The sequence below is a fragment of the uncultured Cohaesibacter sp. genome (assembly GCF_963556055.3).
Taxonomy (GTDB): domain Bacteria; phylum Pseudomonadota; class Alphaproteobacteria; order Rhizobiales; family Cohaesibacteraceae; genus Cohaesibacter.
The window spans coordinates 174,999-199,138 of sequence record NZ_CAUVYE020000008.1; the positions used below are offsets into that span (position 1 = coordinate 174,999).

At 54.5% G+C, this 24,140-nt stretch carries 18 protein-coding genes and 1 riboswitch; of the genes, 5 read left to right on the plus strand and 13 right to left on the minus strand.

Going from position 1 to position 24,140, the window contains the following annotated elements; all coding sequences use genetic code 11:
* The first annotated feature begins 23 nt into the window (after nt 1–23).
* The 3 genes from ACHZB8_RS02980 (at nt 24) to ACHZB8_RS02990 (ending at nt 5,296) form a co-directional block, all read left to right on the plus strand.
* Nucleotides 24–1,430, plus strand: a complete 1,407-nt coding sequence (locus ACHZB8_RS02980) for an aldehyde dehydrogenase family protein (RefSeq protein WP_316858588.1) — start codon at nt 24–26, stop codon at nt 1,428–1,430.
* Nucleotides 1,430–3,226, plus strand: a complete 1,797-nt coding sequence (locus ACHZB8_RS02985; RefSeq protein ID WP_316858589.1) for a thiamine pyrophosphate-binding protein — start codon at nt 1,430–1,432, stop codon at nt 3,224–3,226. The genes ACHZB8_RS02980 and ACHZB8_RS02985 overlap by 1 nt, the downstream gene beginning before the upstream one ends.
* 177 nt (nt 3,227–3,403) lie before the next feature.
* On the plus strand, nt 3,404–5,296 hold the full coding sequence (locus ACHZB8_RS02990; RefSeq protein ID WP_316858590.1) for a TIM barrel protein: 1,893 nt from the start codon (nt 3,404–3,406) through the stop codon (nt 5,294–5,296).
* A 151-nt stretch (nt 5,297–5,447) separates the two neighbouring features.
* On the opposite strand, the gene ACHZB8_RS02995 is transcribed toward ACHZB8_RS02990, so the two are convergent.
* Both ACHZB8_RS02995 and ACHZB8_RS03000 read right to left on the minus strand, forming a co-directional pair.
* A complete protein-coding gene (locus ACHZB8_RS02995) occupies nt 5,448–6,410 on the minus strand; it encodes an amidohydrolase family protein (protein WP_316858591.1) in 963 nt (320 codons plus the stop codon).
* Nucleotides 6,411–6,590: 180 nt separating this feature from the next.
* Nucleotides 6,591–7,778 carry an MFS transporter gene (locus ACHZB8_RS03000; RefSeq protein ID WP_316858593.1) on the minus strand — a complete coding sequence of 396 codons (1,188 nt, stop codon included), beginning with the start codon at nt 7,776–7,778 and terminating at the stop codon, nt 6,591–6,593.
* 586 nt (nt 7,779–8,364) lie between these two features.
* Between ACHZB8_RS03000 and ACHZB8_RS03005 the strand changes: the two genes are divergently transcribed.
* Nucleotides 8,365–9,360: a LysR substrate-binding domain-containing protein gene (locus ACHZB8_RS03005; RefSeq protein WP_316858595.1), complete on the plus strand. Its 996-nt coding sequence runs from the start codon at nt 8,365–8,367 to the stop codon at nt 9,358–9,360.
* Nucleotides 9,361–9,410: 50 nt separating this feature from the next.
* Here the strand turns inward: ACHZB8_RS03005 and ACHZB8_RS03010 are convergent, their stop codons facing one another.
* From ACHZB8_RS03010 to ACHZB8_RS03045, 8 genes are all read right to left on the minus strand, one after another.
* Nucleotides 9,411–10,850, minus strand: a complete 1,440-nt coding sequence (locus tag ACHZB8_RS03010; RefSeq protein ID WP_316858596.1) for an ATP-binding cassette domain-containing protein — start codon at nt 10,848–10,850, stop codon at nt 9,411–9,413.
* On the minus strand, nt 10,847–11,725 hold the full coding sequence (locus ACHZB8_RS03015) for an ABC transporter permease (protein ID WP_316858597.1): 879 nt from the start codon (nt 11,723–11,725) through the stop codon (nt 10,847–10,849). The genes ACHZB8_RS03010 and ACHZB8_RS03015 overlap by 4 nt, the downstream gene beginning before the upstream one ends.
* A gap of 5 nt (nt 11,726–11,730) precedes the next feature.
* Nucleotides 11,731–12,669 carry an ABC transporter permease gene (locus tag ACHZB8_RS03020; protein ID WP_316858598.1) on the minus strand — a complete coding sequence of 313 codons (939 nt, stop codon included), beginning with the start codon at nt 12,667–12,669 and terminating at the stop codon, nt 11,731–11,733.
* 46 nt (nt 12,670–12,715) lie between these two features.
* A complete protein-coding gene (locus ACHZB8_RS03025; RefSeq protein WP_316858600.1) occupies nt 12,716–14,242 on the minus strand; it encodes an ABC transporter substrate-binding protein in 1,527 nt (508 codons plus the stop codon).
* Between the two features lie 3 nt (nt 14,243–14,245).
* Nucleotides 14,246–15,064: a (2Fe-2S) ferredoxin domain-containing protein gene (locus ACHZB8_RS03030; protein WP_316858602.1), complete on the minus strand. Its 819-nt coding sequence runs from the start codon at nt 15,062–15,064 to the stop codon at nt 14,246–14,248.
* A gap of 223 nt (nt 15,065–15,287) precedes the next feature.
* Nucleotides 15,288–15,503, minus strand: a riboswitch (cobalamin riboswitch).
* Between the two features lie 281 nt (nt 15,504–15,784).
* The gene (locus ACHZB8_RS03035; RefSeq protein ID WP_316858604.1) at nt 15,785–17,308 is read right to left on the minus strand and encodes a tripartite tricarboxylate transporter permease; all 1,524 of its coding nucleotides are present in this window, start codon (nt 17,306–17,308) and stop codon (nt 15,785–15,787) included.
* On the minus strand, nt 17,308–17,784 hold the full coding sequence (locus ACHZB8_RS03040; protein ID WP_316858605.1) for a tripartite tricarboxylate transporter TctB family protein: 477 nt from the start codon (nt 17,782–17,784) through the stop codon (nt 17,308–17,310). Before ACHZB8_RS03040 ends, ACHZB8_RS03035 begins: the two co-directional genes overlap by 1 nt.
* A gap of 72 nt (nt 17,785–17,856) precedes the next feature.
* Entirely contained in the window at nt 17,857–18,834 is a 978-nt protein-coding gene (locus tag ACHZB8_RS03045) for a tripartite tricarboxylate transporter substrate binding protein (RefSeq protein ID WP_316858606.1), read from the minus strand.
* 648 nt (nt 18,835–19,482) lie between these two features.
* On the opposite strand from ACHZB8_RS03045, the gene ACHZB8_RS03050 reads away from it, so the two are divergent.
* Nucleotides 19,483–20,196 (plus strand): GntR family transcriptional regulator, encoded by a 714-nt coding sequence (locus ACHZB8_RS03050; RefSeq protein WP_316858608.1) that lies wholly within the window; start codon nt 19,483–19,485, stop codon nt 20,194–20,196.
* A gap of 78 nt (nt 20,197–20,274) precedes the next feature.
* On the opposite strand, the gene ACHZB8_RS03055 is transcribed toward ACHZB8_RS03050, so the two are convergent.
* From ACHZB8_RS03055 to ACHZB8_RS03065, 3 genes are all read right to left on the minus strand, one after another.
* A complete protein-coding gene (locus ACHZB8_RS03055; protein WP_316858610.1) occupies nt 20,275–21,306 on the minus strand; it encodes a LacI family DNA-binding transcriptional regulator in 1,032 nt (343 codons plus the stop codon).
* Nucleotides 21,307–21,548: 242 nt separating this feature from the next.
* A complete protein-coding gene (locus ACHZB8_RS03060) occupies nt 21,549–22,523 on the minus strand; it encodes an ABC transporter permease (protein WP_316858611.1) in 975 nt (324 codons plus the stop codon).
* Nucleotides 22,516–24,123, minus strand: a complete 1,608-nt coding sequence (locus ACHZB8_RS03065; RefSeq protein ID WP_316858613.1) for a sugar ABC transporter ATP-binding protein — start codon at nt 24,121–24,123, stop codon at nt 22,516–22,518. Before ACHZB8_RS03065 ends, ACHZB8_RS03060 begins: the two co-directional genes overlap by 8 nt.
* Nucleotides 24,124–24,140: the final 17 nt, after the last annotated feature.

Below are 24,140 nucleotides of genomic sequence, written 5' to 3' on the forward strand. Positions count from 1 at the left end.
CAAGGATTTAAGGGAGAGGACAAATGGCACGAGAAATTACGGAACAAGAAAAGCAATTGGTGGCGGAAATGGTTGCCCGTGCCCAGGCGGCAATGGACGCTATCAAGGACTATGACCAGACACAGGTTGATCGTCTGGCTCAGGCCCTCGGCTGGAACTGCGGCAACGAGACAACATTCGTCCGCATTGCCCAGATGGGCGTGGACGAAAGCGGTATCGGCGATCGCGCCGGTCGCGGAGGCAAACGTTTCAAGATTCTTGGTGTCCTGCGCGATGCGTTGCGCCAGAAATCGGTGGGAGTGATCGAGGTCGATGACGCCAAGGGCCTCATGAAAATAGCAAAACCAGCTGGCGTCATCGCTTCGCTCATCCCAACCACCAACCCCGAATTGACCCCCCCTGTTACCGGCATCTATGCCATCAAATGCAAGAATGCGGTGATCTTCTCGCCCCATCCGCGTGCCAAGAACACCACGGCCGAAATGGTGCGCGTGATGCGTGAAACCTGCAAGAAGCTGGGAGCGCCGGAAGACCTGTTCCAATGCGTCACCGAGCCTTCCATTCCGCTCACGAACGAATTGATGGCCCAGTGCGATGTGACATTTGCAACCGGTGGCAAACCGATGGTCAAGGCTGCCTATTCTTCCGGCAAACCGGCCTATGGCGTGGGGGCAGGCAACTCCACCATGGTGATCGATGAGACCGCCGATATCGAAATCGCCGCCATGAACAGCCGCATTTCCAAGACCTCCGATTATGGCTCGGGCTGCTCGGCTGACGGCAACCTGATCATGGCTGCCCAGATCTATGACGACATGAAAGCGGCTCTCATCAAGGAAGGCGGTTATCTCTGCAATGCCGAGGAAAAAGAGCTGATCAAGAAAGCGCTCTGGAAAGACGATGGTTCGCGCCGCGTTGAAACCGTCGCTATCTCGGCTCAGCGGATCGCCGAATTTGCAGGCTTCACGATCCCTGAAGATCGCAAGTTCATCATGGTCGAACAGGATGAGATCGGCAAGGAGCACAAATTCTCCGGCGAGAAACTGTGTGTTGTCATGGCGCTATACAAATTCAAAGATTTTGATGAAGCCATGGCCATGGTCCGTGCAATTTATGAAGTGGGTGGCAAGGGGCATTCCTGCGGCATCTATTCCAACGATGACGACCGCATCCTGAGGCATGCCATGAATGCGCCCGTGAGCCGCGTCATGGTGCGTCAACCCCAGTCCAAGGCCAATGCCGGCAGCTTCTCAAATGGTATGCCGATGACCTCCTCGCTCGGGTGCGGCATCTGGGGTGGCAACATCACCAACGAGAATGTCTCGCTCAAACACTATATGAACGTGACCTGGGTTGCCCGCCCGATCCCTGAAGATCGTCCGTCCGAAGAAGAGTTGTTCGGCGAATTCTACAATACGGAGATCATGTGATGAACGACCAGTCCATGCCCAACAGGGACAAGACGGTTGCCAAGCAATTGGTGACTTATCTGGAAGATCGAGGCGTGCGTCACATTTTCGGTCTGTGTGGCCACACCAACATCGCCGTTCTGGCGGCGATGGAGGATTCCAATCTCGAATTCGTAACCGTGCGTCACGAGCAGATCGCAGCCCATGCCGCCGATGGCTATGCCCGCGTGACAGGCAAGGCTTCAGTGGTTCTCTCGCACCTGTCACCGGGTCTTACCAACGCTGCAACCGGCGTTGCCAATGCGGCGCTGGATTGCATCCCGATGGTGGTGATCGCGGGCGATATCCCGAGCTACTATTACGGCAAGCATCCCCATCAGGAGGTGAACCTGCATGCGGATGGCGCCCAGTATGAAATCTATCGGCCCTTTGTCAAACGCGCCTGGCGCGTCGACACGCCCGAGCTTTTCCCCGAGATCATGGAAAAGGCTTTTGCTCTGGCCGAAAGCGGACAGCCCGGCCCGGTTCTGGTCAATGTGCCAATGGATTTCTTTTCTGCCGAGATTGATCCTGAGCTTTGGAAACGCCAGCTGACCAATACCAAGACGCTGGTTAAACCCTCCATCGATGACGAAACGGCCAGGGACATCATTTCCCGGCTGATCGAAGCCGAGCGACCGGTCATCTATGCCGGTGGCGGGGTCATTCTCGCCCGCGCCTGGGATGAGTTGCGCGAACTGGTCGACCATCTTGGTCTGCCTATTGCTCACTCCTTGATGGCAAAGGGCGCATTGCCCGATGATCATCCGCTGGTCCTTGGCATGACCGGTTTCTGGGGCACACCGCTCACCAACCAGACAACACTGAATGCCGACTGGATCTTGGGCCTGGGCACGCGCTTCAAGGAGGCCGACTGTTCGTCCTGGTATCCAGACTATACCTTCAATATCGGCGAAGGGGCTACCAAGCTCATTCATATCGATATCGAACCGCAGGAAATCGGCCGCAACTATCCGGTTGAAATCGGTGCGGTTGCAGATCTCAAGGCCGCTTTGAAGGTGCTTGTCCGGGTGGCCAGAGAAATGAAACCCGAGGGCATCAAGCGTCAGCCAATGCGTGAAGTGATCGCCAGCTTCCGCAAGGATTTCGCGTCGTCCAATCTGGAAATGCAGCAATCGGATGCCTTCCCGATGATGCCCGAGCGCATTCTTGCCGATCTGCGCGCCGTGATGCCGCGTGATGCGATCCTGACGTCCGACGTGGGCTGGAACAAGAATGGCGTTGCCCAGCAGTTCGACATTTTCGAACCCGGCACGGCGCTCATTCCGGGCGGTTTTGCAACCATGGGCTTTGGCCCCCCGGCGGCCGTGGGTGCGAAGATCGCAGCCCCCGAAAAGGTTGTTATCAGTCTTGTCGGTGATGGCGGTTTTGGTCAGAACCCTGCCGTCTTGGCAACCGCTGCGGAAATGAATCTGCCCGTTATCTGGGTGGTGATGAACAACAACGCATTCGGAACCATCGCCGGGCTTCAGAAAGCACACTACGGCCTCAATTTCGGCACGCTCTTCCCCAAAGCCGACGATCCGGTCAATCAGTTGCCCGATTATGCAGCTATCGCCAGAGCTTTTGGCTGTGACGGAGTGCGCGTCAAGTCTGCCGCCGACTTCAAGCCAGCCCTTGAGGCTGCAATCGCAAGCGGCAGGCCAACTGTTCTTGATGTCGCCATGATCAACAATCCGACCCCGACATCGGGACACTGGAATATTCTCGATATCTACTCGCCTCAGGGCGGCGTTGGCCACGTGGCAACGAATTAATCCATTCCACCCACTGGAGTGTTTTACGTGACCGGATACGTGGAACACTCCTTTTTTATTGTCAATTAGGTGCGAACCACACTTTTTGTCTGTGCAACGGAAGAAGCGGTGTGTTAGATTCTAATGTACTGCTCAGTACATTAGCATTTTTGCCATTTGGAGCTTGGGAGGGCTGCCATGAAAACCTCGATTTCCACCGTGTCGATTGCTGGTGATCTTAGCGAAAAGCTGACCGCCATAGCTTCAGCCGGTTTTGACGGCATCGAGATTTTCGAACAGGATTTCATAACGTTTGACGGGCCGCCCGAGACCGTCGGGGCCATGGTTCGCGATCACGGCCTGACCATCGACCTGCTTCAGCCCTTGCGGGATTTTGAAGGCTTCTCGGGGCAGACACGGACCCGCGCCTTTGACCGGGCCGAGCGTAAATTCGATCTGATGCAGCAATTGGGCACAGACCTGTTGCTTGTCAGTTCCTCCGATCACCCGGATTCCCTTGGCGGGATCGAGCAGATTGCGGAAGACTTCCGCGAGCTTGGGCAAAGAGCGGCCAAACGCGGCTTGCGCATCGGCTTTGAAGCCAGAGCCTGGGGCAAGATCATTTCCGATTATCGCGATGCCTGGGAAGTGGTCCGCCTTGCAGATCATGATGCGGTTGGTCTGATTCTGGACAGCTTCCACATTCTGGCCCGCAACAACGACCTTAACGCCATTCGCTCCATCCCCGGCCACCGCATTTTCCATGTGCAATTGGCCGATGCGCCAAAGATCGAGATGAATCTCGAATACTGGTCTCGCCATTTCCGAACCATGCCGGGAGAAGGGGAACTCGACCTTCTTTCCTTCATGTCGGCAGTTGCCGCAACCGGCTATCGTGGCGCAATTTCCCTCGAGATCCTCAATGATCAGTTCCGCAGTGGTCGCCCCCGTGCGATTGCCGTCGACGGGCAACGTTCCTTGCTCAATCTGATGGACAAGGTGAGGGCGAGTGAACCCAATGCTGCCTTTGACGTGCCCGAAATGCCGTCACGCGCACCGATCCGCGGGGTCGAATTTGTCGAATTTGCTGCCAGCGACAAGGATGCTGGCAATCTGGGTGAAATGCTGTCCGCGCTTGGCTTCACCCAGACTAAAACCCACATTGCCCGTGAAGTCAGTCTCTGGCAACAGGGCAATATCAAGCTGGTGGTCAATACCAGCAAGGAAGGCTTTGCCCACTCCGCTTATGTCATGCATGGCATGTCGGTTTGTGATATCGGCCTTCTGGTGGACGATGCCAATGCCGCTGCGGAACGAGCCAAGATTCTGGGTGCCAGCCCCTTCATGCAAAGACGCTTTACCGGCGAGCTGGACATTCCGGCGGTCCGCGGCGTGGGCGGATCCGTTCTGCATCTGCTTGACAAATCGAGCCAGCTGGCCGAGGTCTGGAATGTCGAGTTCAATGCCGTTGACGGAGATGTCGATACAGCCGGAGTGGGGCTAACTCATATCGACCACGTCGCTCAGGTGGTCAATGACGAAGACATGCAGACCTGGACCTTGTTCTACGAGTCGATTTTTGCTCTGGACAAGACGCCGATGGTGGATGTGTCAGACCCCAGTGGCTTTGTTCACAGCCGCGCAATCCAGAGCTCGGATGGCGCCTTCCGTCTGACACTGAACGGTGTTCAGACCCATCGTACATTTGCGGGCCGTTTCGTCGCCGACAGCTCAGGCTCATCGGTTCAGCATCTTGCCTTTGCAACCGATAATCTGCTTGAAACCGCCGCCAAGCTAGTTGAACGTGGCTTTGAGCCTTTGCCGATTTCGGAAAACTATTATGCGGATCTGGCGTCCCGGTTCGATCTCGATCCCGCTTTCATCAAGCAGCTCAGTGCCGCGAACATCTTTTATGATGAAGATGATGACGGTGCCTATCTGCAACTTTACAGCCGCCCCCATGGTGACGGCTTCTTCTTCGAGATCGTCGAACGGCGCGGGAAATACTACAATTATGGTGCTCCCAATGCCGCCTATCGAACCGCAGCATTGAAACGTCTGTCGCGTCCGACCGGCATTCCGCGCAAGTAGCGAATCTCCTCCTTCTCGGCCCCTGTTGCGGGTTCTTGCCAAAGGAGCCTGCCTTAACGGGACACGAGATCAACCTGAAATGCATGAAACCCTGCCGCGGGCAGCGACAGGGTTCCATCAGGGAACGAGAAGCGCCTGACTGGGGGCAGGCTTACTTCAGGTTCAGGAGAATGCTTTCAGCATTTTTCGAGCAGATCTTCTCTTTCACGCTCTCCGAAACGTTGGCACTTTCGATCCATTTTCCAGCATCCGCAGCCGCTTCAAATGGATAGTCGATTGAATACATGACATTGTCTTCGCCAAGGCCGGCCAGTGCGCAATGCAGCGGCGTGTCATCGAAAACACCGGAGGTGGTGCAGGTGACATTCTTTTTGAGATAGTAGGACGGAGCCTGCGGCAGCGGCGGTTCTGGATGATAGGAGATCGGCAGGCGGCTGTCGAAACGCCAGGTCATGAAGGGCAGGGATTCGCCCATATGACCAAGGATCAGCTTCGCGTCGGGATGACGCTCGAAGACACCGGCCAGAATGAGGCGCAAGGCATGGGTCGCGGTTTCCACGCCCCAGCTCCAGAATGGTCCCCACAGGCCCGGATGGCCTTCAAAGCAGACCGGCTTGCTGACCGGGTTGCCCGGATGAATATAGATCGGAGCCTTGAGTGCAGACGCGCGCTCCCAGAAGACTTCATTCTCGGGTGCATCGAGATAAACGCCCAGAGTCTGGCCATTGACCATTGCCCCCTGAAATTTGAGCTCCTTGACACAGCGCTCCAACTCGTCGGCGGCCGCCTTGGGATCCTGCATCGCCAGATGCGCAAGGCCACCATAACGGTCGGGCTTTTGCGCAATGATCTCGGCCAGATCGTCATTGGACTTTTCCGCAAGCCGAACCGCCAGCTTGGTATCCGGTTCGATCTGTACCCCGGGCCCGGCGATGGACAGGACTGCAAAGTCAAGTCCGCACTGATCCATGATTTCGATCCGCTCTGGCCCGACATCCAGCAGGCGCGGCACTGCCATCGCGGCAAGGTCCTTGTTTACATTCTGAAAGGTTTCTTCGATATACCCGGCCAGTTCCGGGGTCAGGAAATGTTCTTCAAGGGCAATTCTTTTCATTAATGTGCTCCATTCAATTCTTCGCCACCGGTCACGACAGGCATGGCTCTGTTGTTCTCGCGCTGCGGATTGCCGAGCGAGCGGTCCTGTTCGGGACGCAAAGGGGGGCTGTTGCCAGCAACTGCGAATGAGTTGCTGGCTTGCTTTTGTGTTACAGGGAGTTGTTTCTGCGGGGCGGGTTTAGTCTGCGGCTTGTGGTGTTGGAGATGCCGCGCTGTTTTTTTCGACCTCAAAGAGGTCTTCTGGTGGGAAGCGATAGGGCTTCATTTTCACCATCAGGGCGACGGCGATCACGATGCCAGCGCAAAGGGCCAGCATGATTTCCGTGTAGCCTCCGAAATGGTCGAACGAGACGCCCATGATCATCGGTCCGAGGCCCGAACCGAGCATGAAGATCAGGAACAGATATCCATAGATCTCTCCGAACGAGCGGTTGCCCAGATATCGGGTCAACAGGAACGCGATGAGATCGACCTCTGCACCCAGACCAACACCGATCAGAACGGTTCCGATCGCACCCAAGGTTGCATCATGGGCCTGGATCAGCACCAGAAGACCCGCGAGTGGGGCGAGGAAGAAAACCGCAGCCACATAGGGAGCAAAAATCCGGTCAAGCAGATATCCGGAAATGAGCCTGCCACCAATCAGCGCCATGCCTGCAACGGAAAGGGCTGAAATTGCGACGCCTGGCGATACTCCACGGTCTGTCAACAAGGGCACCACATGGGCAATGGCTCCGTTTGCAGCCAGGGCAACAAAGAAGAAGGCCACGGCAAGATACCAGAAATCGGCACAACGAAGGGCTTTACCACCGGTCAGGCCCTTTTGAACCAGCTGCTTGGCCTGTCCTTTGTCGCCAACACCGGCATTGCGGTCCCTGACGAAGAACAGAACGGCAGGAAAGGCAAGAATGAAGGTCAGCGCACCAAGCCCGATATAGGCCTCTCGCCAGCCATAGGACTGGATGAGGGACATCGCGAATTTCGGCACGATCGCTGTTCCCAGACCAACGCCGGAAATTGCGATACCAAGAGCAAGGCCACGCTTTCTGTCAAACCAGGTTGCGATCGCCTTGGAATAGGGCATCGGTGTCTGGCCAGCTGCGGCAATGCCCATGACGGCATAAAGGCCAATGAACAGCCCCGCAGAGGTGGAGACAAAGCTGACGGAGGCTGTGGCAAGGGCAAACAGAAGGATGGCAGGCAGGGCGACCATGCGAATACCATATCGGTCCATCAGCCGTCCTGCGATTGGCGTGGCCAACCCGGTCAGAACCAGACCGGCATTCAGGGCAAGAGAGATCGTACCGCGATCCCAGCCCATATCCTGCGAAATCGGTTTGAGAAATACACCAAAAGTGAATTGCATGACCGGCCCGTTTCCGACCAGTAGCCCTATCACTGAACCGAACACAACCCACCATGGGTTTTTGAATAATTCCTTCAAGTTGTATTTCCTCCTGAATATGAAACACCAGAAAGTGAGGCTTCCTCCCTTCACGTTCAGGTGTTTGGATTGATGTTATCGTAAACATCAAAATAATTGTAGAAGATTTATATTGGAAATACTTATTTATGAACTGAATAGAACCATTTTGATATCACAGAGGTCGGATTAATACTTTAAAAGTGCTGATTTAATATCAAAATGGCATAACCAAGAAAAATATGTATTTATACCAATATTGTTTTGAGGGGATCGTTTTCCTGATGGGTAAAAATTTTGTAGTGGCGGCTACTAAAGTCATATATGCTTTTTTGCGGCTGGAGGGGCCGAACTGTCAAATTGCAAGAGGAGAGAAGAGAGGGGAGCCTGTGCTTGCTGCTGCCTTGTTGTGCAAAAGCTCGTTCAGGCATGTGCCTGCCCCAAATCAAGGACATGTCGCCTCACAATCCACCAACGCCGACGCGGACAAGAGAAAACCAAGAGCGTCGCAGCATTTTGGGAGGGAAGAATGCACCTGCGTTACATCAAGTTTTTTATGGCGGTCGCTGAAACGAAAAGCTTCACTCAGGCAGCCCAGAAAATGAACACGGCACAGCCGTCCCTCAGTCGTCAGATCCGAAAGTTGGAGGAGATTGTCGGTACTCCGCTGGTGATCCGAAACACCCACGATGTCAGACTGACAGATGCCGGAGAGGTTTTCTATGAAGAAAGCCGAGGCATTCTCGACCAGGTCAACCGGGCCATCGCTGCCGCCCAGAATGTTGCAAGCGAGAAGGCCAGCAGCACGACAATCGGCTTTGTATCGGGCACCGAAGCGCCGTTTCTGATTGACATCTTCTCCGACATTGTCGAGCGCTGCAAAAATCTGCATATCTCTTTCCGCGGACAGCGAGAGCGACATTTGCTCGAAAGCCTCTATAACGGAGATGTTGATGCCGCCGTTCTGGCTGGCCCGATCACCGATCCCGATCTACTTTCGCAAGTCATCGTAAGCCAACCCTTGATAGCAGCCATTCCGGCAAGGCACGCGATGGCCGAGCAGGAGGTCGTTTCCTTCTCGCAACTGCTCACCTTGCCGTTTGTAGCGCCCGATCCGGAATTCGCACCCAACTATCATGCCACGATCCAGTCTTTCGCGAGACGGCAGAAAATTACCTTTCTGCCCACGCAAACGGCCTGCGACAGCATTCTGATGCGACTGCAACTGGTTGGCAGCGGTGTCGGTTTCGCGCTGATAACCAAATATCAGGAGCGCTTTTTGCCTGACACGGTTGTGACCCGTCCGCTCGATCTGGATACGACCTTTGATCTGGTTCTTGCCTGGCGCAAGGACAATCAGTCAAAGGCTCTTTGGGAGGTGATCGAGAATATGCAGACAAGTCTCCTGGATGGCGAAATCGAAATGACCATGAGGGAGCGGAGCCATTATCCGCAGGACCTCTCCAATTTCGAGATGGGCCACCCATTGAAAACGCATCGCATGCCTTTCCCGAGGGCCGACTAGCATACGCTTGATCATGTCTGCTTGTGAGTGCGGTCGCCTTTGATGCAAACCTACAGCGCAACGAGCCTCTTGTGCTCCGGATCGACCAGAAATCGCCGGTCGCATATGCGCTTGAGAAATGCCTCATTGTGGCTGACAACCAGTATCGCCGTTCCCTTTTGTGCCAGACGGATCAACAGCTCGGCAACCTGTTGGCAGGAGATCGTGTCAAGCGAACTGGTTGGTTCGTCCGCGACGATCAGCTCCGGCTCTGCCAGTTCGAGGCGAGACAGGCAGACCCGCTGCTTCTGCCCGATGGAAAGCTCCCATGCCTTGGCATGAATATCGAGGTCTGCCAAGCCGACATTTGCAAGGGCTTCCCTTGCCGCCTCTCGTCGCCTTGCCCGACTGCTGCGCCTAAGATGAGAGGCTGTCAACGGTTCGCTGACCACACGCCACACCGGCCATGACAAGGGCAGGCTGGCAGACGGATCCTGAAAGATCGGCATGATGGCACCGGGCCGTGTGAGAGACATGGATTTATGCATCGTGCCGCTTGAGCATTCATGCAGGCCCATGATCAATTTGAGCAAGCTGGACTTGCCACTGCCAGACGGTCCGAGAATGCCGATAATCTCGCCGGGCGAAATCGACAGATCGACCTGTTTCAATATCGGCTCACGGCTGCCCTTGTAATGCAGGCTCGCGTCCTTCAATGTCACGATCGGGTCTTGGGTGTTGCTGCTGGTTGTGCGCCTTGTGTCTTTGAGGGCGTCGAGGAAGCTGCATGTGACAGCATGATGCCGGTGCCCTTGCCATTGATCAGGCGTGAAGACCTCCACCAGCTGCCCGTTATGCAGAACGCCGATCCTGTCGGCATTTTGCATCACAAGGTCCATGTCATGGCTGACAAGCAGAACCGCCGCACTTCTTTGCCTGATAGAGGACAGCACCGCCTGAGACAGATCCGCATCAAGAGCGCTCGTGGGTTCGTCCGCAATGATGAGGGACGGCGTGTGGGCCGTGGCCGCCGCGATGCTTGCCCGCTGAAGCATGCCGCCGCTCCATTGATGCGGATAGGCGCCTGCCTTTTCTTGTGCATCAGCCACCCCGATTTTCTCAAGCTCGGAAATGATCTGGCGTCGGGAGACGGACTTGCCCTGACAGCGCCAGGCCTGGCCGATATGGTCGGCAACTTCTCTGCGCGGATCACACGCTCCCCAGGGATTCTGCGAAACATATCCGATCTCAACGCCACGGATCTGACGCCACTCTTTTTGCCGCAAGGTCAGAAGATCTCGCCCGTCAAACAGAATTTGTCCACCAATCTGCGTATCCGGATGATGCAGGCCCAACAGCGCTTTTGTGATGGTCGTCTTGCCGGAACCGGATCGTCCGACCAGAGCGAAGCATTCCCCCTTGGCGATTTCGAAGGAGACCCCGTCTATTTGTGCGCCGGATTCGGGATAATGGATCGTCAGATCCTTGCAGGAAACGATACTCTGGCTCATTGTTTTTTCACTTCCGTGACATCTCGCAGGGCATGACCGATGAGGTTGGCCGAGAGGACCGACAACAGGATGGCAATCGCGGGGGACAGCAGGAGCCAGGGAGCAATATCGAAATAGAGACGGGACTGAGACAGCATCGCGCCCCATTCTGCATGAGGTGGCTGAACACCGAGGCCAAGAAAGGACAGACCCGAGATTGCACCGATCATCGAGCCAAAGGCCAGCGTGGCCATAACGCCCAGCTTGGTGGCAATGCCGGGCAACAGATGGGTCAGAACGATGCGGCTGAAAGAAATCCCCGACATTTTCGCCGTCAGGATGTCTGGTCGAGTGCCACTGCCAATGGCCAGCGAACGGGCAAGCCTCGCATACCAGGCCCAATCGCTCAATATGAGTGCGACCAGCAGATTCTTGAAGCCCGGTCCGAGGATGCCCAGAATGGCGAAGGCCAGAACGAGACTGGGCAGCGCCATCACGATATCGACCAGCCGCATCATGAGAGTGTCGACAAGGCCACCCATCAGACCCGACAGGATGCCGACAAACAAGCCGATGAGGAAGGAACAGGCCAAAACGAGAAAGGCCGCACCGATGGAGCGATGGGCTGCATTGAATATGCGTGAAAAGACATCCCGCCCCATCTCGTCCGTACCAAGAAGATGGGTCCCTGAGGGCGGTTTCATCGCCAGCGCGAAATTTGGCAGGTCAGGATCATATGGTGTCCAGACATACCCGATTGCGGCAAGAAGGACCAACAGGATCGACAGGATCAATCCGATGCGGCCGCTCTTGTGGCGCCACACCCGCCTGAGCAGGGATCGGGCAGGGGCAGAAGCGGTTGGCTGTTCGTTGGGTCTGGTAAGGCGTAAAAGCATGGGACTTACGTGCGTACCTCCCGCAAACGGGGATCCAGCATGGCAATGGCCACATCCACCAGAAAGGCCGCCACCACATAGCCAAGCGCGGCGATCAGCACATAGGCCTGAATCACGGGATAGTCGCGGGCAGTAAGGGCGCTGAGCAGATAGCTGCCAACGCCGGGCCATGAAAAGATTGCCTCGATAAGCGGCGCACCGCCCAGCAAGGCCCCGACAGAGAGGCCAATGGCGCTCAACAGCGGCTTTAGCGAGTTCGGCAAGGCGTGGCGCAACAGAATGCGAATATCGGATGCGCCGCGCGACTTTGCGACAAAGGCATAGCTGTCCGCCATTTCCGCCAAAAGGCTTGCGCGCAAAAGCTGGATCCATCCTCCGGCCCGGTCGAGCCCGATGATGAAAGCGGGCATGAGCGCAGCGGTCCAGCTGACATCGGCAATGACGCGTCCGAACTGCCACCCGACCACGACATAATTGAGAGCCAGCAACGCAAAGACAAAGGTCGGCAAGGCCGCAGTGATTTCAGTGTAAAGCGCAATCACCTTGTCCGGCCAGCGATTGTGATACATCACCGCAAGCAGCGACAGAAGAATTGTGGCCAGTGTCGACAGCAGCAGCGCCAGCCCCAGCATCATCAAGGTAGGCGGAAGATGGCCGAGAAAGTCTTGCAGGACCGGACGTCCCGTCGTGAAGGAAAGCCCGAGATCTCCGTGCATAAGATCGGTGAACCAGCGCAGAAACTGCTGCGGCAAGGGCAGATTGAGCCCCATTTCCTGCCGCAATGCAGCCAGTTGCCCCTCTGTTGCATCATCAATGCCACGGGCAATGAAGATACGATTGGCCGGATCGCCGGGAGCCAATGGAAGAATGAGCCACACAATGATGGTCGCGGCCAGCGCAGACAACCCCGCTTGTATGGTTCGTTTCACTAGGACAGCCAGCATGATCCTGCCAATCTCGTTTGATGCATTCGTTAAAAGGGATCAAGCCCTAGTGGTTCGGCTGAGTATCCCATTTGACATGATTCCAGGCAACGCCTGGGACATAGTCTGTGTAATTGTCACCCACAAGAACCCGCTCTTTGTGAAGGGCCAGCACGAAAGCATAGGGATCGTCTTCCACCAGTACGGTCTGGATTTTACCAAGCAGTTCATCGCGCTTTTTCTGGTCCATGGTGACGTTGAGCTCATCGATCAGCTGATCGACGTTCGCATTGCTGTAGCCATAGTTTCTGTCACCACCGGTATGGATATAGCGGACAAGGAAATTTCCAACCGCGCCAACCGTTGCCGTGCCTGTCGAAGAGAGCGCGAAGTCCCAGTCGACCAGATCATTCTTGGCGGTTTCGTTGACGCTGTCGACCGACGTGATCTTGCTGTTGATGCCGACGGCCTTGAAATATCCCTGCAAGGCGGAGGACAGCGGTTTCAAATCGGGCTGCTGCGGATAGATCAGCATCGTGATGGACAGCGGCTTGCCATCCTTTTCGCGATAGTCGCCCTTTTTGACCCAGCCCGCCTTGTCCAGAAGGTCATTGGCCTCTTCGAGATCGAATTCATAATTTTTCAGGGCCCATGAGAAGTTTGGATTGTAGAGCCCTGTGGCTTTGCCCTTGGTGCCTGAGAAGACGGTGTCGGCGATTTCCTGATAATTGACGGCCTTCATAACGGCCTTGCGCACAGCAACGTCGGCCATTGGGCCTTTCTTGACATTCATGAAGCCGGTAAAGCCGTCGATTGAAACTGCGCCAAGATCAAGGGTGACACCGGGGGTGACGTCAAAGACGGGTTTGGCGGCAACGGGCGGGTAGAGGGCGATATCGATCTCGCCATTCTTGACCGCAAGGATACGCGCATTTTCGTCCGTGACGAAATGCAACTCGACGCCTTTCATCACCGGTTTGCCCTGCCAGTAATTGTCATAGCGCTCGGCGATCATCTTCTGGTCATCAAGGCTGATCAGTTTGAAAGGACCGGTATGGATGCCCGCGCCTTCCAGCTTCTCGAAGTCGCCATTGGCTGCTTTGACGGTGTCCACGTCAATGATCATCAAACGGCTTTCATGCGCCAGAATGCTTGGCAGCTCCGGAACCGGAGTGCCCGTCTTTACGGTGATTTCCCATGGTCCGGTTTGTAAGAATTCCGCTTCGGCAGGGATGACTGACTGCGTGCCACCGTTCAATTCGCGATTATAGGCAATGGCTGCCAGCACCGCTGGCACATCGACCGCCTTGCCATTCTGGAATGTGATATTGTCCCGCATGGTTATGACCCAGGTCGTGTCATCAACCCGTTTGAGGTCTTTTGCCAGCCATGGCGTGATGCTTCCATCTGCGTGGAATTTCATCAACAGTTCGCCCTGACCGAATTCCTGCATCCAGAAGCCCTGCTTGATGGGATCCATGGACCGGATCTTGAAGCTGGTGGCCATTCGGATGACCTCGGGACTGTCTGCGACAGCGGGTACACTGATCGCCGCCGCCAAAGCGACGCCAAGAAGCAGTGATTTCATTTTCATTTGTCAAACTCCATGATTTTGCGAGGAAATTGGGGAGGCGTGTTGGTGCAGATCGTCAGACTGGCAGATTTCTGAAGCTGGACCCTGCGTCACCTGCGCAAGACGCGCGTGATGGAAGATGAATTCCGGCAGCGGCGTGCCACCAAGAAGGGCTTCGGATACAAAGCGCTTGATGCTTTGTTCGTCAGGCAGCCGATACCAGTCGCCATGTGGATAGAGGACCAGAACCGGCCCTTTGTTGCAGGGATAGATACAGCTGGTTCGCGTGATCAGACATCGCTTTTGAAGGCCTGCCTTGCGCACCTCTGTTTGAAGCATTTGCAGAAATGGTGTTGCCCCATGAACCTGACAGCGCGGTCCGACGCAGACCAGAAGGTGAAAGTCAAAGTCCGGAGGCATATCCCAGGCGCGCTTTCCCAGAGACGGCGCAACAGATCCGATCTCCGCGACGTCTCCCTCTTGGGCGAGCGTCCGCTCGACAAAGTGCCGGATGAGATCCGGGGACTGGTTGTTGTCCATTCCGAATGTCAGATGAATGTCACGATTGGCGGGATTGTCGCCCCAGCTTGCCAACGCTCCGGGGATCCATGCCTTGAGATTCTCGGGGAAGGGAAAGCCGATCGGTTGCACGCGGATCGAGCGCGCACCTTCCTTGCACAATGCATCAAGCGCGTCGAAAAGGCTCGGACCTTCTTCTTCCAAGCGCACGATGCGGGCGGGACGAGGACTGGCTTCAAGCGCTGCCGTCTCGATGGTCCTGAGGGTCTTGGCGCTGATGGACGGCGCAGACAAGGCGAGCAGAATGGCATCCGTCTCATCCATGTGAGACACCCATTCTGCCAACCGGGAATGGGCCAGCAACATCGCACCGCTGGGCTCGCACCTCTCTGATTGATGATAAGCGCTTCGACGCTTCAGACATGATAAGGGCCATCAGGGACTCCATCCTCGGACGAAGTCGCACAGGTAGCCCAATTGTCGATAGTCAGAAAAACAACGAGATCAAACATCGAAACAGCTCCTTTACGAGGCACCCCGCCCGTTTGGTTGAAACTTAACTGATGGCAGGTCTCCTGACTTGTGCTTCCATGTTCTCCTCGCCTTCCCAGGTCTTCAGTGGACGCAGTGGCGGTTTGAGGATCACTCCACACTTACAGTTGCGGGGGCAGTCACGGAATTGGCACATCTTGTCGGCACCGCACCGTGTTCCCTTTTCATCGTCAAGGCCAAGCCTTCACGAACCATCGCGCGCATTAAGCCAAGTCACAGCCGCAATTTCAAGTGGAAACTGGAAATCAATGTCCAAAGCTTGGAAATCTCTGATCAAGCCTGAAAACAGGTCGGTTTGTCGGGGAAAAGCCGTTATCTCGCAGGCGATGACGTTGGCCGATAAACAGAGTCAGTGCTCCATGCCATTCGAAATGTGGGCGGCCAAAAAAAATGAGGGGCAGGGGGCTGCTCCTCATTCAAGAACAATGAAGTCGGGTTTGAGCAAACCGGCGGGTAACGCTTTGACCGCTGCCCGCACTCTTGTCCATTTTGTCAGCTCGACTCTGCCGTGGCAGCTTTTTCCTTTCTGAACAGGATGAAATAGACAAACACCAGTGTCAGAAGAAGGAAAAACAGACTGTCCAGACTTGTCAGGAAAACCATCGGGTTGCCATCACTCATGGATAAGGCTCGCCTGAAATATGTCTCAAGGTCCGGACCCAGAATGAAGCCAAGCAACAGTGACACCGTCGAATATCCCTGATTGCGCATGACATAGGCCAAAATGCCAAACATCAGTGCAAGAGTCATCTGGAAGACGGAGTATGTCGCGACATAACTCCCTACCAGCGCGACAACCGCGATCGAGCTATAGAGCAAGCCCTTTGGCAAAGAGACGATCTTCACGAAATAGGGGCCGAACAGGAAGAGCGACAGCGGGATCAGGATCAGCGCCGATACGAACAGAGCCGCAAACATCGGTGCGATCAGACTGGCCTGTTGCACCAGAAGGCGTGGGCCAGGCTGCAAGCCGTTGATGATCAGAACGCCCAGAACAACCGCAGTGGTCGGGTCACCGGGGATACCAAACATGAGCATTGGAACAAAGGCGCCTCCGCACATGGAGTTGTTTCCCGACTCGGCCGCCGCGATGCCTTCCTGTGATCCGTTGCCATATTTCTCAGGCTGCTTTGAAACACCCCGTGCCGTGGCATAGGAAACAAAGGCTGCCATCGATCCACCAGCGCCGGGCAACATGCCGATGCCGAATCCGATAAGCGCACTCCGGAGATAGGTGAAGACCCCGATTTCCTTGATTTCTGCCCATTTGGGTATGAAATCGCGCCTCAGAATTTTCATTCCCTTGGACGCGTTCAGTGTCTCCGCAAGAGACAGATCCCAGCTCTGCGCCTGCGTCAGCACTTCACTTATGGCAAAGGCTCCGATGACGATGGGCATGATGTCGATACCCTCGACCAGCATTTCCGTGCCAAATGTGAAGCGAGGGATGGGTTGCAACACGTCAATGCCGATGGTTGCCAGCATGACGCCAAGAAACGCCGCAACAACACCCTTTGCAATATGGCGCTTGTCGACGATGATGATGACGACCAATGCGAAAAGAACGAGCGAGAATTTGCCCGGTGTTCGGATGAGCAACGCCAGTTTTGCGGCCAGAGGCATGAAGAGCATCAGGCCCAGAGCCCCGATGCTGCCACCAACCATGGAGCCGAGCGCCGCATGGCCAAGCGCATTTGCTCCCTTGCCTCTCTTCATCAGGATATTGCCTTCAATGGCCGTCATCATGGAAGAGGGAGCGCCAGGAATATTGATGGTCGTCGCCGTGATGCTTCCCGAATACATGCCCGCCATGAAGATGGCCGCGCACATCACCAAGGCCGGGATGACGTCGATGGAATAGGTGATCGGAAGAAGCAGGGCAACCGCCAGCACGGATGTCAGACCCGGCATCGCGCCAAAGAAGGTTCCGATCAGGAAGCCCGAGACCATGAAGAGAAAGACAGTTGGATCAAGAAGTTCTGCGAAACCACCCATGAAAGTTTGCAATGTTTCCATTATAGGATTCCCCCTGTCAGTGTTGGCAGTCTGACGGAAAACAGACCTGCAAACAGACCGAAGAAAGCGGCCGTGATGGCAAGATCATAGACAATGAAAAGCAATGGACGCTTTGTCTGGAACTTGAAGATCAGGAAGAGCGCGGCGACGAATACAAAGGTCGAAAGCCAATATCCCAAGGGAACGAAGAAAAGAATGTAGCCACCGGTCGCAATCGCCACGCCGATGGGCCTCAGGTGCGATTGAAAGCTCTTTTCTTCAGGCTCCGTTTTCAGAAATTCCGTCATGATGACCCGAAGCAAGGCGACATACATGATAATGGCCGAAACGACAGGCATCGTTTTGGGTCCGACGCCTCCATCGGCGCCAAACATTGTGCGAATGTTGAATGTGGCGACGAGATAGACTGTCGTCAGACAGAACAAGAATATGGGAAATAGAAGTCCTGCCCCAGTGAACTGTTTCAGTTTGCTCATGAAAGTTTCCCCAACGTAGCTAAAAGAACGCCGGAAAGGGTTTTCCGGCGTCGTTTCGTAATCATGTCAGGTTTATTTGGACAGAACGCCGCTTTTGGTCAGTTCATCCAGTTTGCTGAACAGGGCTTTGGAATTTTCTTCCGACCATTCTGTTACCTTGTCGGAACCGAGCCAGTTCGGAGTGACACCGATTTTGGCGATCCAGCTCTGGAATTCTTCGCTATCGTAAGCGGCTTTGTAGGCGCTTTCGATTTTTGCAACCACTTCGTCAGACACGCCCGCAGGAGCGGTCAGAATGATGAAGCTGCCATTTTGAAGATTGATGCCGGCTTCTTTGGATGTTGGAACATCATAAGTCGGGTTTTTGGCATTGGAGAATTCCAGGATACCACGAACGGTGCCATCTTCCAGAAGACTTGCGAAGTCGCCAAGGCTGGTGATGACAACATCAACTTCGTCGTTCAGGATTGCTTCTTTCTGGCTTGCAGCGGTGCCCAGATAAGCGACGGTTTTGAATTGGACGCCGGTCAGTTCCTGAAGTTGCAGCAAGGTCAGATGAATGCGGCCGCCAAGATTCTGGATGCCGACGCGGACTTTGCCAGGATTTGCCTTGGCATCGGCCAGCAGATCATCGATGGTTTTGTATTTGGATGTCGCATCCACGATGATGGCATCCGCTTCACTGGTCAGACGAGCGATGAACTTGAGTTTTTTCAGATCATAGCTGGGCAGCATATTCTGCCAGGGAACGGTGATCACGCTGTCATAGGTCAAGACGCCGATGGTGTATCCATCCGGTTTGGCTTTCATGATCTGGGCAACGCCCGTTGCAGAGATGCCGCCTTCGATATTCTCAACATAGAGCGAAACGCCATCCAGCTGCTTTTCGGCAATGCTTGAGATTTTCCGGATGATGCCGTCGGTGCCGCCACCTGCTCCCCAGGGGTTGACGACGCGGATATCCCGATCTGGATATTCTGCCATTGCAGACATGGGCGCCATCAAAGCAACGGCGATCAGAGCTGTTTTCAGCCAGTGTTTTTTAAGCATAACAATTTCCTCCAGAGTTTTGCTTAAAAGTTCCAGTGCATGGCTCCGGATAACTTTCCTCCGTCCAAAGTCATGCACCAACATTTGCCTTGTGCAAAAGAGAACTAATATATTAATGTACTAAAAATTAATGACAGAAAGAGCCGAGTTGTCAATAGAAGGCAAAAAAAGTCACGGATTATCGTCTGGTCTTTTCGTCTAGGTCAGATTGTCACAGTGAGTGCATGACAGACCGGAGCGGGGGAGATGAAGAGAGGTCATGTAATTCGCTCCAAACTTGGGCGGAGATACAGGAAAAGGGCGTAAAAAATCTTATTCAGGTTTGGCTGTTAAATTATAATAGAATAACGGAAAGTCAAATTTAAGATTATTTTCAAAACATTATCTTGTTATTGTCGATATTTAGCTTGAGAAATAGACAATTTTGACTATTGAAATAATAAATGAAGAAAAATTTACACTTTTATAGTTACGTGTTTGAAGTTAAATAAATCGATTTTGAAATTATGAGTGCTCCTTTTTGCTTTATTCACTTTCAATTGCTGACTTGAAACGAGATTTCTCGGACACAAGGGATTGACTTGATCCTTGTGCATGGTCATTAAGGATAAGGCTAGCGGTTGCAGCTTTTAGGTGGAGTCTCGTTCGTTGATAGCAAGTAGCAATTCTTTTTCCCGGCCAGCATCGAGAGGGTACAAGTCCGAAAGTGGGTCTGTTTCCAGTCAGATATACTATGATCTTCGGCAGAGAATTCTCTCTCTTGAGCTTGTGCCCGGAACGAGTCTTCTTCGCTCGGAACTGGCAAAGCATTATAATGTAAGCCTTACTCCGCTGCGCGATGCGTTGCTGTCGCTTGAGTCCGACGGACTGGTGGAGATTTTTCCGCAATCTCGGACGCAGGTCACTTTCATTTGCGAGGCTCTTATCTTTGAGGCCCTTTTCCTGCGCATTGCACTGGAGACCGAGGTCATTCGTCATCTTTGCAGGCAGGATGTTTCTGAAGTGGTCAGTACTGCTCGCAACTATATTTCAATGCAGCAGACGATCATGGATCAGAATGACCGGATCAGGATGTTTCAGGAATTGGATGAAAGATTCCATCGCCTTCTGTTCAACGGGGCAGGGCGGGAAAATCTCTATGACCTGCTGCAAACCAGATCCGGCAATCTCGACAGGGTGAGGCGTTTGCAGGTTCATTCAGCCGAGAAAATGAACCAGATCATTCAGGGCCATACCGCCGTCATCAATGCGATTGAAGCCGCAGATGAAGAGACCGCAGTAAGAGAAATCCGGAACCATTTGCGCAAGCCACCCAACTGGGTCGATGAGTTCCGTCAACAATATTCCGAATATTTCGGCTGAGCGTCATCTCATGCCAGGCCCGTCTTGGCACCTGAGCCATCCATTCCCGATCAGACCAAGGCAACTTGCGATCAAAGATCAGGGAAGATTGTAGCGCATATAGATATCGATAGGCACCGGTGGCGGGACATAGCCGATATCGCCCGTGGCATAGGCTTTCATCGAGGCGATTGCCAGTTCAATTTCCGCTCTGGAATCTTGATTGATGAGGGCATCGATTGTTCCTGAAATCAACGCATTCCGCGTGTGCTTGGTCAACTCGTGCGCAACCACGATAATGTCCTTTTCCCGACCTCGTTCTTCCAGCGCCTCAATCAGGCCCCGGTTTCCTGCACCGATGTTGTAGATGCCAATGAGATCGGAACTTTGAGACAGAATATCCTGCACGACCTGTTTGGTGATGGCACTGTCGTCTCGTCCTTCCGGTACGGATACGATTTTGAGCGACGGATATTCCTGGGTCAAAACCTGCTCGAAGCCAAACCGCCGGTCGGCCTGATCGCAAAGCGTGCGAGAGCCGATGAGGGCCGCAACGGGTCCGGATCGTCCTGCGGCGAATTTGCCTATGAGAGAGGCAGCCGTGCGTCCGGTAGCGATGTTGTTCGGGCCAATGGAGAAATGCCGTTGCGAGGGCGTGACATCGGACACAAGCGTTGCCACGATGACCCCCTTGCGGACAAGGCGATCAATCGCCTCGCGCACATGAATGGAATCGATTGCGATGACGGCAACTCCCGTGCATGTGGCCGGATCGACTTGCGCAAGCGCTCGAGTCAACTCAACCTCATCAAGCTCGGTATAATCGCTGAAAGAGAGGAAAACACGTTGGGCCGCAAATTTCTGCGTCATTTCCTCGATGTCTTTTTTCATGTTGACCATGAAGGTGTTCTTTGGACCGCGAGGAACAATGAATTGAAAGTAGCAGTCGCGCTCGACGATTTCTTCTTCGGCAGAATGTCCTGTGTGGAAGTCGAGTTGTTCGATGACTTTTTGCACGCGCCATTTCGTATTGGCGCTGACATTGGGGCGATTGTTCACGACGCGATCAACTGTCGCCAGCGAAACGCCAGCCTTTTCTGCAATGACCCGTAAGTTAACTTTTTTTATCACTTTGAGTGTTCCTCAGGCATAGCTTCTGCAACAGCCCTTTAAGGTCTTCAGATCGGAATTCCCGCATTTTCATGCAAAATCCACCATCCGACTTGGAGCAAAATGACGCAGCTTGGATTCCAATTGAATGCAGCATCAATTGAACTCGATCAGAATAGTACGTCACAAAGCCCGGATTCTTGTGTAAACTTTCGCATCAACCCCGATGCACGGGGTCGATGCTTTGCAACCATGGATCCCGGTCAGTCCTTTTTGCTGAGCGCAACCGCCAGAACGATGATTGCTCCGCGTGCAACCAGCTGTTGACTATATTCGAGACCGTGAAGTGTCAATCCATTATTGATCATGCCGATCATGATGGCACCGATGATGGAGCCCACCACGGTTCCATGCCCTCCGGCAAGACCGGTTCCCCCCAGAACAGCGGCTGCGATGACAGACATTTCATCGCCTTCGCCAAACTGGAAACGACCGGACTGAAGACGGCCTGCATAGAGCATGCCCGCCAGTCCGGCCGCCATGGAGGACATCAACATGACCCGAGCCTTGATGACTTTTGTATTGATCCCGCTATATTGTGCCGCGGTCTCATTCCCACCGGTCGCCAGGACACGACGACCGAATGTGTTGTGTTTGAGAGCCACATGCCCGGCCACGCCTATGATCGCCATCCAGAACAGCAGAATGGGGAACGGTCCGATATCGCCTCCACCGAAAAGGAAGGCATAAGTCTGGTTGAGAATGGGAATCGCTGCGGTGTGGCTGATCCACATCGATGTCCCGGTGCAGATTCCCATCGCCGCCAGCGTCACCAGGAAAGACGGAATGCCGATCTTGGTGGTCAGAAAACCGTTGACCACGCCGGCCAGCGAGCCGATGCAAAGCCCCGCGAAAATCCCGGCAACAAGACCGTAATCATGCAGAACCATTGCTGTGACCACCGATGACAGTCCCGCAAGAGAGCCCACGGACAAGTCGATTTCCCCGGCCGCCAGAACGAATGTCATGGCCACCGCCATAATGGCGATGATCGCGGTCTGACGCACGATATTCAGCAGGTTGTTGATATCGAGAAATCCCTGATCGCGCAGGGTAATCGAGAAAATGATGAAAAGCACCGCGAAGCCGAGATAGATAACGGCCTGGCGCCAGGACTCCCGAACGAATGCAAGAGGCGAGACGCTATTCTGTGATTTGGAGAGAGTGACATTAGACATTTGCATTGACCTCTTGAATGGCGACTTGCAGACGACGCTGGGCTTCCTGGAATGAAGAAGCCACATTCGATTGTTCAGGAAACAGATCTTCGTGGCTCAGTTCTCTTTTGATCCGGCCATCAGCCATCAGGACGATCCGGTCCGATCCGGCGATCAGTTCTGCGGTTTCCGATGAGATGAGAATGACAGCCTTGTTCTGTGCGGCCATTTGACGGATGACACCAATAACCTCGGTCTTGCTGCCGATATCGATACCTGCGGTTGGTTCATCCAGAATCAGGATTTCAGGAAGGGTGGCCAGTCCCTTGGCCAGAACGACCTTTTGCTGATTGCCGCCGGACAGCTGTTTGGCCTTGGTTTCGGGGCTGTCGGTCTTGACATGGAGAAAGGCGATTTGCTCGTCCACGAGCTTGGCGACCTTCTTGCTCGAGACCCATGTCCAGTGGCTCACCTTGTCCAGCACAGACAGGCAGATGTTCCGCGCCACGCTATGTTGCACCACCAGGCCCTGACGCAACCGGTCTTCGGGAATGAGCGCAATGCCGCATTTCAGAGCCTGTTCGGGGCTGGAGAGCTTGACCGATCGGCCCTTGATGCGAATGTCTCCGGAGCGGACAGGATTGACGCCATAAAGCATGCGCGCCAACGAGCTGCGCCCGCTTCCAAGCAACCCGGCAATGCCGACGACTTCGCCCCGCCGGACCGTGAGACTGACATTGTGGGGGGTGTGTTGCCCCGAAGCATCGACGAGTTCCAGAAGGGTATCCCCCAGCATGGTCTCGTCCACGGTTTCCGGTGCCGAAAGATTGGATCCGGCTTTGCCGACGACATGTCCGACAATGCTTTCAACCGACATATTGCCGATTGGAGCGCTGAGCACAAGGCGTCCGTCCCGAAGGATCGTGGCATGATCTGCGATACGCAGGATTTCATCCATCCGATGCGAGACATAAACAATGGCAACACCGGACTCCTTAAGCCGATGCAACATGTCAAACAGAAGATCCACCTCCGCATCACTCAATGCCGATGTCGGCTCGTCAAGGATCAGAATGTCGCTGCGCTGGGACAAGGCCTTGATGATCTCGATGAGCTGACATTGCCCGGTGCCGAGTTGGGAAATCAGTTTGGTAGGATCAATATCGACGTTGAACTCTTCGAACAGGCGTCCGGCTTCTTCCAGGCAGAAGCGATCCTTGATCAGCCCGAAAGTGTCTTTGGGTTCGCGGTTGAGAAAAATATTCTGTGCAGCCGTCAAGCTCGGTATGAGGCTCATTTCCTGAAAGATCATCGCAATGCCTGCGCGGCGGGATGCTTCCGAGGAATGCACGAGCATCGGTTTGCCATTGACTTCGATCGAGCCCTGATCAGGGCTGTAGATGCCGCGCAATATTTTTAGAAGCGTGGACTTTCCTGCGCCATTTCCGCCCAGAAGGGCATGAATCTGGCCATGTTGTACCTCGAGATCAACATTTTCGAGCGCCAGAACCCCGCCAAAGGACTTGGTAATGCCGGTCATCTTGATGGCCGGGGGATCTGTCTGCCGCGCGGTCTCTGTCCCCGGGGCACTGGTTCCATCGGATTTATTGGTTTCTGCCATCACCCGATCTCCTCCAT